This window comes from Kitasatospora sp. NPDC101447, assembly GCF_044767225.1.
Lineage (GTDB): Bacteria > Actinomycetota > Actinomycetes > Streptomycetales > Streptomycetaceae > Kitasatospora.
This window is the reverse complement of record NZ_JBIWNL010000032.1, coordinates 36,677-48,931: the sequence shown is the minus strand read 5'-3', so window position 1 is coordinate 48,931 and position 12,255 is coordinate 36,677. Positions and strand designations below refer to the sequence as shown.

Genomic DNA, 12,255 nt, shown 5'->3' with positions numbered 1-12,255 from the left:
CTCTCATTCTGAAACGATCAGTTAGGGCAGCCGTTGTTTCCGCGATACGACCCAGCTTGCCGTCAGCCTCGACAGAACCTCAGTCAGCTTGACAGTCGTCCAGCTGTTGCCGCGACACGTTGGCCAGCACCGTGCATCCCATGAACTGCCTACATTGAGCTGTAAACATCGAGCGCTCGGCCGGGGTCCCGACCGAGCGCTCGAAAAAACTCATCGCCGCCTCGAAAGCCGTCATTTGTGGCAACTGAGAAGCCACCTGGCATTGACCGGGCCGCGACGACTGGCTCAGTAGTTCACCAGGCACATGTTTCTATTCCGCCTTCGCTCCATAGCGGATCCGGATTTTTTCCGCCAGGCCACATTCTGTTTCGGTCTCGTCGTCGACTTCCACCGTCCACCAAGTGCTGTCACTTGCAGTCAGAACCAGAGGGAGTCCCGCATAATCCTCCGCCGCAAGCCGTTCCGAATCAAGCTGGCGACGATCTCTGGCTGCCACAAGCAGCAGATCAAAGAACTGTCGGACACCAGATGCGAATTCCCGAACCTGAGCCCACGACATGACGCAGCCTTGCGGCGAAGATTTCAACTTCTCCCGAAGTTCGGCGTAGCTCGAACCAGCCGAAGGTCCCAGCATAATTCCATCAAATTCGAGAATTAACCAACTCCACTCACTGCCCGGCACCAGGGAGAGTAGTTCTTCGAGACCTACTATGCCACCCTCGGTGCCATGCATCCGAAATTCTACGGACTCACTCACTATCCATCCCACCTGTCCATCGGAGCGGGCACACCTCGACCCTTGGTGCCGCCGGTCGGGTTTTCGCACCGGTTGCACTGGTGTGGATTATCGCACTTCCACGGCCTTCCGTGATCAGCAAAGTCATCATCTCCGACAAGCAGACCATGAATCGAATTCCCGTGCCAAAGCATATGGTCCCAGGCCGCACCCGTATCCGGTTCCTGACCGAAGCCGGCCGTTTGCGGCCATCGGCCGGCAGTCGGCGGTGCGGGCGGGCGGGCGCCGATGTCCTGTTGCGGTGGGGCCGTGTCGAACAGGCACTGGGAGCTTCCTGCCCTCCCCAAGGGGTGGCTCTGTTCACGAGAGCGGGTTCTGGCGCGAGTCCCGTGGAGCGCCCACGCCGAGTAGCCGTTGATCTTCATGGCTGTCCCCGTGGATGGGCTACGCGGAACCCAACTGCCGAGTGTGGCCGCGGAGATCCGAGACCTTGGCCACCCCCTGTGGGCAATTCGGTCGTCGGCCTACCATGCGGTCCATGGATCTGGACTCTGAACTTGGCGCGCTGGCAGTCCAAGAAGGCCTCCCCACTCCCCTGGTATGGCGCCTCCTCCGGCATCCGGTGGCTCGCCGCAGAGCGGCACGGCTGCGTCGGGACCTGACCGAGGAACAGATGGAGGAGATCATCGCACTCGGCTCCGCGGGGTCGCTCGCCGATAACCGCTGGGTGCCGGCCTCGATCAAGTCCCGCCTGGCGGAACATCCGGAGCCGGAGGTTCGGTGCGCGGCCGCCGCCAGCGCCACCGACGAGCCACCAGGGCTGCTGGCTCGTCTGGCCGACGATCCGGAGCCATTGGTGCGGTCGTTCCTGGCGATGAACGAGCACCTGCCGACTGAACTCATGACCCGTCTCGCCGAGGACCCGGACTCCATCGTGCGGTCGTGGCTGCCCCAGCACTGCCGCAACGCCCCGCAGGCCGTGCGCCGGGCACTGTTCACGGACACCGAGCCGAGTGTCCGCCAGGCTGCCATCGCGCACTGGTTTCCTCCGCTTGATCTGTTGCCTGCCCTCCTTGCCGATCCGTTGACACGCGTCGGTGCCGCCAGGCGCTCGCCCCCGTCCCCGGAACTGGCCCGAGATCCAGATCCCCGTGTGCGCGGTGCCGTTGCCGCTCATCCCGAACTCCCTGCAGCGCTTCGCGACTTGCTGGCCGAGGATCCGGACGTTCTCGTCCGCAACGAGATCGCGTGCCGCGCGGACACGCCCCCAGTGCTGCGGGAGCGGCTCGCGGCCACCCTGACAACGGAGGACCCGGCCGAGGCCTTCCTGCTGTCGCACCGCAACCACAGGTGCCCCTCACCAGACCCCGCCCCGCCTGCGCTCACCCACGAGGAGGCAGAAGCCCTCCTCGCCAGAGCCGGCCTGTAGGCCGGTTCCTGAGGCAGAGCAGCGAAGGAGAGCAACAATCACGCAACGTGAGCCGCCACAGAACTCGTGCTGGAGCCACAACTCACCCATAGGGCCGGATCCCGCTGCAACGGGTCGCCGCTGAGGCGAGAACAGGTTCGCGAAGGCCCGCACGGCCGTGCTCCCGCCAGGGACGCTCGCTGATCATCACCAGCAACAGGGCACCCAGCGACCGGTATCCCCGCTTCCCCGACCGCGTCGTCGCAGAGCCGCTCTTGGACCGCCTGATCAACACCAGCCATCAGGTCATCACGAACGGTCCCGGCTACCGACCCGACAATCGCCCCAAGAATCCGAGCGACGAGCCGCCAACCGGATCGCCAGGACCAGCCCTGCGATCGCGAGCAAGCGCGCGGGCTCTTCGAGCCTGAGCCCGCCACTCTGGACACGTGGCCGGTCTCGGGCAGAGATCCGATCATGCTGTCCGATGACGAACTGGCCCTGATCGAGCGACGTGCTGCCGCAGCCACCCCCGGGCCCTGGGTGGCATGGACGGAGAGTCGGCACGGCATCGGAGGCGAGAGCTTCATCCAGATCCGCCCCGGCGCCGAGGGGGACGACGAACTCTACGTCCGGCGTTTCACAGCAGGGCAGGAGGTCAAGAGCCCCAACCCTGAACTGGACGCGGACTTCGACTTCATCGCCGCCGCACGCCAGGATGTCCCCCGCCTGATCGCCGAGGTGAAGCGGCTGAGGGCGGCCCTGGACCGACGCGATTCGAGTAACTGATCCACGGCCCCCAGCCTGGACAGGGACGACCCCCAGGTGCGGGCCCACCCAGGCCGGCACCTGGGAACTACGCCGACACGACCCTGGGAAGAACCGCCGCCGTTCACAACGCCACCCAGATCCTCGGCCAGGGACTGGAAATCGTCCACAAGACACCGACCAGCACGGCTTCCAGGTCCAATCAAAAGCGCTGGGCCATCGAGCGAATGCTGTCGTGGATCACCGCCTGCCGGCGACTCACCCGCGACTACGAGACCAGCCAGGCCCACTCGCAGACCGTGATCCGCTGGACGGTGATCGGCGTGATGGTCCTCGCCGGCTCACCCGGCGAGGACCAGCGGCACGGCCGGGGCATCGTCCCCTCAGGCGGATTGCTACTGGGCCGGCCCGGCAAGCGTCTCAATGTCCAGCTGTGGGTACTGCTCCTCGGCCTGCGCACGGCGCACCAACTCGTCCGGCGGCTCGGCACCGTCCCGAACGGCCATGACGAAGGCCTTGGCCTCCTGCAGACTCAACCGCGGAGCCTGCTTTCGCAGGTGGCTCATCGCGGCCACGAGCCCTGCGGACCTCACGAGTCCGCGGACGGACGATGCCAGTGGATCCGCCGGTCTGATGCCCTTGATCTGCCGGAGGTAGAGCTTCTCCCAGTCTTCGGCCATCCACGTCGTGGTCGGGATGTGATGGATGCTCCCGTCCTGACGATCCACCAGGTACGGGCCGGCACCGGCGGCGTTGTGGAGCAGATCGCGGGTACGGGCGTACTCCGCGGTGTTCCAGAAGACGAGCCATCCGACCGCGTGCTCTTCCACGTGGTACACCGCCCACTCCGTGACTGGGCCTGCCCACGTCAGCTGTTCCCTGGCCAGCTGGGACTCGACAAGCTCGACGGCGCGTTCCTCGGAGATCACGCTCTCATCATTCACCACCGGTCAACTGGGTATCCGAGCACTTGGCGTCGTGCACTGAGATCTCAATTGGCGTTCTCAGACATTCAAACCTCCCGAAACTGCGGGGCACAGCACCACACGAGCCTTCGGAAGAACGCGGTACATCGCGGGCGTGGCACCGGCCATGAAATCCAGGGGAAAGGCGCGGGCCTTCGGCGAGCAGGGCCGAGTCGTTCAGAGAATCTGTCCGGGTTGAAGCTGGTTCAGATCGTCGGTGTGGCCCCTGCATTCGCAGGACCGGAACTGATCGGAAGCAGGCGCGACTTCCGGGTGATCATGACATGTCGAAGCCCTGACCCCGCAACGGAAGACCGTGCCTGCCGGCTCCTCTTCGCCGATCCCGGTCGGCCTGAGCCAACTCGTCACCGCACTGCCAACCGTCTGCGGTGCGCATGCCGGGCTGCTTCTGCGTCTGGCCGCCCTACCCGATCCACGTCGGTCTGCCGGCCGTCGCCATCCCCTGGCTTTCGTCCTGGCACTGGCCGCCTGTGCCGTCCTCGCGGGTGCGAAGTCCCTGGCGGCGATCTCGGAATGGGTTGCCGACGCGCCGCCGACCGTCCTCACCGCGCTCGGCGTGACCAGCCTCCGACCCCGCCAGGCCGCCCCCGCCGAGCTCGCCTCATGGGTGCGTGGCCACTGGGGTATCGAGAACCGGCTCCACCACGTGCGCGACACGACGTTCTCCGAGGACGCCTCTCGCGTGCGCACCGGCTCCGCGCCCCGGGCGATGGCCAGCCTGCGCAACCTCGCCATCGGCGCCCTGCGACATGCCGGCCACGACAACATCGCCGCCGGGCTCCGTCATCACGCCCGCGATCCCTGCCGCTCGCTCGCCACCCTCGGCATCACGTGATCAAGCCGGAGAGATCAGTCGAACAATGCCACCTTCCAGTCGCAAAACGCCAAGCTTTCAAGGACTGGGCGCTTGGTTCGGGTCGTTGTAGCGGCTGCCCGCGAATAGGGCGAGCGCGTCTCGGAGGTCACAGGCGTCGACTGCGGCAGGGTCCGTCTCGGAGGGACCGTAGATCCGCCACCAGCCTTCCTTGGCTTCGGCGGCGCGATGCTCTTTGAGCCAAGCCTTAGAGGGCACATGGCTGCGGAGGAACAGGACCCGCAGTTCGGTCTTCGACCCGTACTCCTTGAGGTGCCCGCGCTTGTCGCGGACGAGTGCACCGTTCTTCTTTTGCGGCCTACCACCGACGACCTCGATCTCTTCGACGGAGGCCCAGTGGATCGTGAAGGAGGTCCGCTTCCGCAGCCTCCAGTACGGCTGACGTTGGATCGTGAACCCGTTCGCATCAGTCGTGATCACATCAGGTCCGGGACGACGCCCCAAGTAGGAGATATAACCGGTGAATAGGCTGAAGAGGCCGCAGATGACGCCGAGGGTAATGCCAATGGGTCTGGGGTCGTCTGAGCCGGGTGCCCAGTTGCCTGCGAAGCCGAGGAGTACCGAGCCTACGGCCAGCGCACCCATCATGATCGAGGCGAGTCCTGCTTGCCGTGCTTGCCCCGGGTCGTGCGCCGCCTTCACGTCTTGCTGACTCTTCGTCACGACGATTTCGGCGGAGACCGGGGCAGGTCGACGATCTGCCTCTTCCGGTGCTGCCCTCGGCCCGCTCGCGGTGGCGCTGCCTGCGACATCGCCCGATGGCGCGGGACGCACTGTCGCGGGGCGCTTCTCGCCGGCGGCGTCCATGACGGTGTGGGGGTGCGTTTCAGGGTGACCGCTTCCGGCAGCCTCCGCGACTCGGGCAGAGAGGGCATGCAGCGCTTGGGTGCGTTGCCGGATCGCATCCCGGGCGCCGGTGATGCCCATCCAGGCCCCCGGGCTGAGGGTGTCGCCGAGTTCGGTCTCGCACCACGTCCACACGCGCTCGGCTGTCGGGCGCTGTTCGGGATCTTTGTGGAGGCAGGCTGCGATCAGGCGGCGCAGCGGCTGCGCGAGGCCAGCCAGGTCCGGATTGTCGGCCACGATGCGGTGGGCGACGGCCCATTCGTTCTCTGCGGCGAACGCCTCGCGGCCGGTGGCCAGGAAGTGGAGGGTGGAGCCCAGGGCGAACACGTCGGACGATGGACCGACAGGGCGGCCAAGTGCTTGTTCGGGCGACATGTACAGCGGTGTGCCGATCCGGGTGGAGCTGCTCCTGTAGGTGGCGGACTGGGTGAGGGATTTGACGATGCCGAAGTCGATGACCTTCGGGCCGCTCTCGTCCAACATGATGTTGCCGGGCTTGAGGTCCCGGTGCACCACCCCAGCGGCGTGGATGTCGGCCAGAGCATGGGCGATGCCCCAGGCCAGCAGCAGTACCTGATCCGTGGGTAGCGGCCCGTCGCTGGTCGCGAGGTCCCGCAGGGACGGGCCGGCCACATAACCCGTGGCCAGCCACGGTTGCTCACCTTCCGGGTCAGCGTCCAGCAGTGGCGCCAGGTGGGCGCCGCGGACCTTCTGTGCCGCGGCCACCTCCCGCGCGAATCTGAGGCTGAACTCCCTGTCGCCGGCGAACTCGCCGCGGATGACCTTCACCGCCGCCGGCTGCCCGCCTGGAGAGAGTGCGAGGAAGACCTGTCCCATCCCGCCCTCTCCCAGCCGCGCCACCAGCCGAAAGTCTCCAAAGCTCCCCGGATCTCCCGCCCGCAGCACCGGAAATCCGAACACAGCCCTTGACATGCAGCCTCCCCCATACCGCCTGGACGCAGGACCCCACCCCGTCCTCTCGGTCACGCGCAGAGAACGGCAGACACGGGCTTCGTGCCGATGGCCGGATGGCTCTGATGCTCGCATCTGCCCCTCGATATCAACAAGGTCAAGGGCCTGGTCCTGCACGGCCGGGCGCCACAGCCAGACTCCGCTGAGCCTGTGACGCCCACCCACATCCGCACGCCACTGGCGAGCCTCAGAACCACAGCGCTGGTCTCCGCCACCACGTCCGCAGACCCCGCCGTCTGCTCACCACCTCCGCATCACGTGATGAAACCAGACAGATCAGCCCGCACACGAAGCACCGCCGTCAGGGAAGAGAGGCCGGGACACCCCCGCCCACGGGGCACCTGGACAACCGCCAGGACCGGCCCCGAGGACATCTCGCGATGCCGACACAACCTCAAGTCGGGTCGCGTCAGCAATCCGGGCAGCCGGTTCGGACAGGCGGTTGCGGGAAGTCCTCCCGGCCCTCCAGCCAGCCGGTGAGCCGCTCGGACAAGGTGAACGGTTCGGGGAAGAGGGAGTGAGGCAGGCACGAGCCGTTCGGGTCCCAGCCCCACATCCGTCCCGTGGGAGTGCTGAAGTCGATGAGCGACCAGACCGCACACCCCCAGGTCAGCAGGGGTACTACCGGCGTCGGATAGGCCGCGCCGTAGCCCTCGCGCCACGCGAGATACGCCTCCAGCATGGGCGGTTCGTCCCGGTACTCGGTGAGGGACAGGGCAGCGCCCCAGCCGCCGAACCCGCCATCGGCGACGTCGAGGTAGATCCGCCTGAGCAGCGGCGGCATTCGGTGCCCCACCGCGGCTTCGAGCCCGACGACGGCTTCCACCGGCACCGGCACCGGCAGCCCTCCGGGCCGGGCCTGGTCACGGATCCTGTCGATGATCTCGTCGTCTGTCATACAGAAGTGGTACCAACCGCCACCGTCAATGCCCGCACAGGACCCGAACGATAGAAACCGGGGAGGCGCAGCGCGGCGAGCCTGGCAGCCGGGCGGGCACGGCCCCACAGGCCCCTCCAGGATGGCGCCTCCGCCAGGGCAAAAAGACCACCGCCCTGTGCGGAGAGGGGCCCGAGGAGAGGAGGGGAGGTTGTTGTGACCATGCGCTACCTGATCGTGGCCTTGGGGGAACGACGCTCGCCCGATGGCAGCGTCCAGGCGCCTCCGGGACCGGGTACCCGTGCGGTCACGTGCGGGTGAGGGCATGCAGAATGCGTCCATGCCTGACGAATACCGGCCCGGTGATGTGCTGATGCTGGAGTGCCCGTTCACCGAGACGACGGTCACCGAGGTCTCCCGCTCCTACGTCTCCGTGCGGTGGCCGTGGCTGGAGGTGGATCCGCAGGCCAGGAACATCAGGTGGAACGGGCAGCGGGCGCTTCCCACGCCCGACGCCGGGGAGTGGGAGATCTTCCGGACGCAACCCGCGGAGACCGTGCTGAGGCCGGGTGACACATGCGTCGTAGGGGTTCCCGCGACCGTGGTGCACGTCCAGGCGGTCTGTCACTTCGATCCGCCCCGGGTCACCGGCATGCTGCCGCGGCCCGCGTCCTACCTCGATCTCTTGCGGCAGGGTGACACCTATGACCCCGAGCTTGAGGATCAGACTTACGCGCTCGATCCGGCCGGCGGTGAACCGGTCCGCATCGAGCTGCTGTTCCGCCCGTACGCGTTCCTCGAACCAGGCGATGAGGTCGCCGACCGGAACGGGCGCCGCTGGCGGTTCGACGCGGCCTGGGACTGGCACCCCCTCGGCGGTGAGCCGTCGGGCACCCCGGCGTGGCCGTTGGCACTGCTCTCCCGCAATGGTGAGCCGACGCGCGAGGACGCCGCGGCGGTCGCCCGGGCCACGGCGGTCGGCAGCCACGCCCAGGAACTCGACCGGTGGACCGGACTCGCTCTCACGCAGCCGGCCGCCCGTCAGCAGTGACCCACACCGGACCGGGACCGACACCGGGCCGGCAGCCGAGACGACGGCCAGGACAGCCGGACGCGGCGAGCCGACTCACCGGACCTGGTGAGTGGGCTCGGACTCGTCCGGGTCACACGGCGGTTCCCCGGTAGGCCTCGACCTCCACCTCGACCAGGACCCGGGAGTCCATGAAGCCCGAGACGACCACCAGGGTCACAGCCGGGCGCACCGCCCCGAAGATCTCCTTGTGGGCCCGGCTGACCGCGTCGACGTCCCGTGGGCGCCGGCGGCCCGGACGGCGGCCGGACAGCGGCTGCACCGCAGCCGTACGGCAGCCGCAGCCGAGCGGTCAGGCAGCGAGCCGGGCCAGGTGTCGCAACACCTGGCCGCCTGCCGCAACCGAGATCGGCACGCGCTCGTCCCACTGATGGCTCGAAGGCACCGAACGCCAGGGGGAAGCGATGGCCGCGGTCGAACCGCACAATCCGTACGCGGTCACTGCGCCGGGGCGCGCACCAGTTCGTCCGGCCTCGAACCGGCGCCGGCAAGTCGTCACCCTCGGTGCGGCCTGCGCCCTGCCGTCGTTGGTCTCGGTGGCCGTCGGCAGCGCCGTCCAGCACTTCGACCCCGGGGACAGCGGGAGCACCCACGCGATCGTGCACCTGGTGGTGACGCTCGTGGCCGTCATACCCGCGTACTTCGTCAGCGTCCGCGCCCTGCGGCCGTACCCCACCCGGTGGCGCCGGCTGCTGGCACCCGCGCTGATGGCGCTCGACCTCGTGGCCACCCACGGGCTGGCCCTCCTGCTGCCCTTCCGCCCGGGCCTGCTGAGCGTCCTGGTGTTCGCCCTCCCGTCCTTCGCCCTGGCCGGCGCCGTGGTGCTGCGCTCACGCACCGCCCTGCCGGCGGCCGTCGGCACCCTGCTGGGCGTGTTCGTGCTCGCGTTCCCGCTGCGGGCGATGCAGCAGGAGGCGGGGGTCCAGGACCTGCTGCGCGGGGCAGGCGTCCCCTCCCGGTCCCTGATACAACCGGTCCTCTCGGCGGATGTGGTGGTCACCGGGATCAGCTGGGACGGGCATCGGGCGGTCTTCGTGCTCAGCGACCAAGCGGACCTGGCCAACACGGGCGGAATCAGCGACGGCTTCGACAAGGCCGCGGTCGAAACGGTCTCCTTCGGCTACAGCGACCCCTGTGGCCGCCCTGTGCTGTCCGCGGACGGTGAGAATCTCACCACCAGCCCCTTCACCCCCTGCCTGCCGGAGCCGGGTGGCCTGTGGTCCGACGGAGCGAACCGGTTCGTCCTGCAACGCGACGGCTTCACGATCACGCTGGCCACCGACGGCAGCGAGCTGGACACCCTCAGCGGGGGCGGCGCGGTGCGCCGGGCCATCCTGGCGGCCCATCCCGCCACCGAACCCGAACTGCGCTCCCTGGAGGGCTGGTTCCCCTCCAGCTGGCTGGGCTGCTTGGTGCTCTGACACCCGGAGACGGGACGGTGCCATCCACCGGGTCCCGAGTCCCGGGCACCGCGCACCGCGCACCGCGCACCGCGCACCGCGGCCCGCTCGACGGTCCTGACCTGGGTAGTCAATCGTCGCTGACACCGACCACCGCCCGTCAACCTGCGGTGGCAATCGGCCGAGGTACGACACAGGAGAGGTGAACCTGCGGATGAGTGCTCGTACTCGCGGACAGGGCGATCTGCCGTGGTACCGGGTCGGCCGTCAGCGGCCCATGGCCGTGTTCGACAGAGCCATGGCCGATGGGACGACCCCGTCACCTACCGCCGGCGCGTCCGGCCGGGTCGGCTCGGGTGGACGACGTGGGGAGCGCGGTGTGGGAGTGGTATCGGTGGGGAGCGCGCTGCTGGCGGCCACGGCTCCGCCCGTGGCCGCCGCGCCGGTGGCCGCCGCGCCGGCGGAACCCATGCCAGTGCGGGCGCAGCGAGCCGATCCGTCGCAGACCTTCACCTTCACCGGCGCTCCGCAGACCCTGACGGTGCCAGCGTCCGCGGTGGTGACGATCACCGCGGACGGCGCCGGCGGCGCGGACAACACCGGCACCCCGTGTTCCGTCACGGGAACGGGCGAATACGGCATCAGTGAACGCCCCCCGGCCCCCGCCCCCCGGCCCCCGGCCCCCGGCCCCCGGCAACAGCTCATCGGTAGACAGCGGCCGTCGGCTGCTCGCCCCCGGGGATCCTCTCGCTCCCGTCCCCATTACTGTCCCACTCGTCCCACAGTGCGGGGAGACGGTGCTGATCGGTCGTCGGTTCTGCTCAGATGGGGTGATCCATATCCACCCGCCGCCCGTCGGCGGATCCCCTGGAGGAACTTTGCGCTCTCCCGTCAACTCCCGGCCCCGGCACCGGACACCGGCGCGGCACCGCCGCGCGATCGCGCTGCTCCTCGTCTCCGCCGCCCTCGGCCTCGGCTCGGCGACCGGGGCCGCCGCGGATACCACCCCACCGCCCGCGCTCAACCTCAACCACCCCTCGTGCCCTTCGGTCCTCTCCGCCGGCGAGTCCGACGGCTGCGTCACCGAGTTGCAGCACCAGCTCAACCTGCGCGGCGCGAACCTGACCGCCGACGGTTCCTTCGGCCCGGCCACCACCACCGCGGTGCAGAACTTCCAGACCTCCGCCGGGCTGAGCGTCGACGGCCAGGTCGGGCCCGCCACCAAGGGCGCGCTGTACGCGGTCTCGCTGACGCCGGTCAAGCTGACCTCACTCCGGTGCCCGGCGACCATCCACGCGGGCCAGCGGGACGGCTGCGTGACCGAGCTGCAGAACCTGCTCAATGCGCACGGCGCGAACCTGACCGCCGACGGTTCCTTCGGCCCGGCCACCACCACGGCCGTGAAGAACTACCAGGCCTCCGCCGGACTCGCCGCCGACGGCTACGTCGGCCCCGCGACCAAGGCCTCGCTGTACGGCCTCCCCGCCCCGGTGACCCCGCCCTCCCAGGGCTCCGGCCTGTACGCGTCGGTCGTCAGCCTCGCGCAGAACGCCACCCAGCAGTACATCCCCTACGCCTGGGGCGGCGGCAAGGACTCGACCCCAGGGCCCACGTACGGAAACTGCGCCCTCTACACCGGCGCGATCAACCCGTGCCCGGCCGGCAACACCGTAGGCCTGGACTGCTCGGGATTCACCCGCTGGATCTACTGGCAGGCCGGCGCCGGCGACATCGGTCTGGCGACGGACAACCAGATCGCCAACCGCCGGTTCCACATGGTCGACCAGTCCCAGGCCATCCCCGGTGATCTGGTGTTCTTCGGCGCCGACGCGAACTCCCCGGAGCACGTCGGCATCTACACCGGGAACGTCGACGGGGTGCCGATGATGATCAACGCGCCCTTCACCGGCGCCTACACGCGCTCGGACCCGGTCAGCATGGCGTCCGACCTGATCGGCTACTACCACTACGCGCTCTGACACCAGGCCTCCTCGGTCTCCCATGAGCGCTGCCGGACGTCCGGGCGGGCTGTCATCACGCTGTCGCCGGTGACAGCCCGTCCGGCGGCAACCGGGTTCCCGAGCTCCACCTCCACGCCCGCGACCGGCACGTCGCCGGAATGCTCGCCACCGTCCCGGCCGGGGCCGCCCGGCTGGAGGACCTGGAGACCGACGGGTACGACGGGTATGACGGGTACGACGGGTACGACGGCCAAGTCTGGTGGCCGCTGAACGATCCCGACGCCGACGCCATGCCCTGGTGGAAGCTCACCGGCACCGGTCGCTGACCAGCGACGGC

Annotated in this window: 12 protein-coding genes and 1 pseudogene; 7 read left to right on the top strand and 6 right to left on the bottom strand. The window is 68.7% G+C overall.

Annotated elements, in window-relative coordinates; all coding sequences use genetic code 11:
* Window positions 1–79 precede the first annotated feature (79 nt).
* Both ACIRST_RS32280 and ACIRST_RS32275 read right to left on the bottom strand, forming a co-directional pair.
* Window positions 80–235 carry a hypothetical protein gene (locus tag ACIRST_RS32280; RefSeq protein WP_402806643.1) on the bottom strand — a complete coding sequence of 52 codons (156 nt, stop codon included), beginning with the start codon at window positions 233–235 and terminating at the stop codon, window positions 80–82.
* A gap of 75 nt (window positions 236–310) precedes the next feature.
* On the bottom strand, window positions 311–733 hold the full coding sequence (locus ACIRST_RS32275) for a hypothetical protein (protein ID WP_402806641.1): 423 nt from the start codon (window positions 731–733) through the stop codon (window positions 311–313).
* Between the two features lie 541 nt (window positions 734–1,274).
* Between ACIRST_RS32275 and ACIRST_RS32270 the strand changes: the two genes are divergently transcribed.
* On the top strand, window positions 1,275–2,165 hold the full coding sequence (locus ACIRST_RS32270; RefSeq protein ID WP_402806639.1) for a hypothetical protein: 891 nt from the start codon (window positions 1,275–1,277) through the stop codon (window positions 2,163–2,165).
* Window positions 2,166–2,621: 456 nt separating this feature from the next.
* A complete protein-coding gene (locus ACIRST_RS32265; RefSeq protein WP_402806636.1) occupies window positions 2,622–2,933 on the top strand; it encodes a hypothetical protein in 312 nt (103 codons plus the stop codon).
* Window positions 2,934–3,307: 374 nt separating this feature from the next.
* Here ACIRST_RS32265 and ACIRST_RS32260 read toward each other — a convergent pair whose 3' ends face one another.
* On the bottom strand, window positions 3,308–3,841 hold the full coding sequence (locus ACIRST_RS32260; RefSeq protein ID WP_402806633.1) for a YrhB domain-containing protein: 534 nt from the start codon (window positions 3,839–3,841) through the stop codon (window positions 3,308–3,310).
* A gap of 352 nt (window positions 3,842–4,193) precedes the next feature.
* Between ACIRST_RS32260 and ACIRST_RS32255 the strand changes: the two genes are divergently transcribed.
* Complete coding sequence (locus ACIRST_RS32255; protein ID WP_402806631.1) at window positions 4,194–4,733, top strand: transposase; 540 nt, start codon at window positions 4,194–4,196, stop codon at window positions 4,731–4,733.
* A 57-nt stretch (window positions 4,734–4,790) separates the two neighbouring features.
* On the opposite strand, the gene ACIRST_RS32250 is transcribed toward ACIRST_RS32255, so the two are convergent.
* Together ACIRST_RS32250 and ACIRST_RS32245 are read right to left on the bottom strand one after the other, a co-directional pair.
* Window positions 4,791–6,551, bottom strand: coding sequence for a serine/threonine-protein kinase (locus tag ACIRST_RS32250; protein ID WP_402806628.1), 1,761 nt, complete (start codon window positions 6,549–6,551; stop codon window positions 4,791–4,793).
* A gap of 448 nt (window positions 6,552–6,999) precedes the next feature.
* Window positions 7,000–7,488 (bottom strand): hypothetical protein, encoded by a 489-nt coding sequence (locus ACIRST_RS32245; protein ID WP_402806625.1) that lies wholly within the window; start codon window positions 7,486–7,488, stop codon window positions 7,000–7,002.
* Between the two features lie 319 nt (window positions 7,489–7,807).
* Here ACIRST_RS32245 and ACIRST_RS32240 point away from each other — a divergent pair, with 319 nt between their 5' ends.
* Entirely contained in the window at window positions 7,808–8,518 is a 711-nt protein-coding gene (locus ACIRST_RS32240; RefSeq protein WP_402806623.1) for a hypothetical protein, read from the top strand.
* Between the two features lie 112 nt (window positions 8,519–8,630).
* Here the strand turns inward: ACIRST_RS32240 and ACIRST_RS32235 are convergent.
* Window positions 8,631–8,777: pseudogene (locus tag ACIRST_RS32235) on the bottom strand (RidA family protein); the annotation flags it as partial.
* Window positions 8,778–8,961: 184 nt separating this feature from the next.
* Here ACIRST_RS32235 and ACIRST_RS32230 point away from each other — a divergent pair.
* The 3 genes from ACIRST_RS32230 (at window position 8,962) to ACIRST_RS32220 (ending at window position 12,244) form a co-directional block, all read left to right on the top strand.
* Window positions 8,962–9,978, top strand: a complete 1,017-nt coding sequence (locus ACIRST_RS32230) for a hypothetical protein (RefSeq protein ID WP_402806620.1) — start codon at window positions 8,962–8,964, stop codon at window positions 9,976–9,978.
* 857 nt (window positions 9,979–10,835) lie between these two features.
* Complete coding sequence (locus ACIRST_RS32225; protein WP_402806618.1) at window positions 10,836–11,936, top strand: peptidoglycan-binding protein; 1,101 nt, start codon at window positions 10,836–10,838, stop codon at window positions 11,934–11,936.
* Window positions 11,937–12,076: 140 nt separating this feature from the next.
* On the top strand, window positions 12,077–12,244 hold the full coding sequence (locus ACIRST_RS32220) for a hypothetical protein (protein ID WP_402806615.1): 168 nt from the start codon (window positions 12,077–12,079) through the stop codon (window positions 12,242–12,244).
* Window positions 12,245–12,255: the final 11 nt, after the last annotated feature.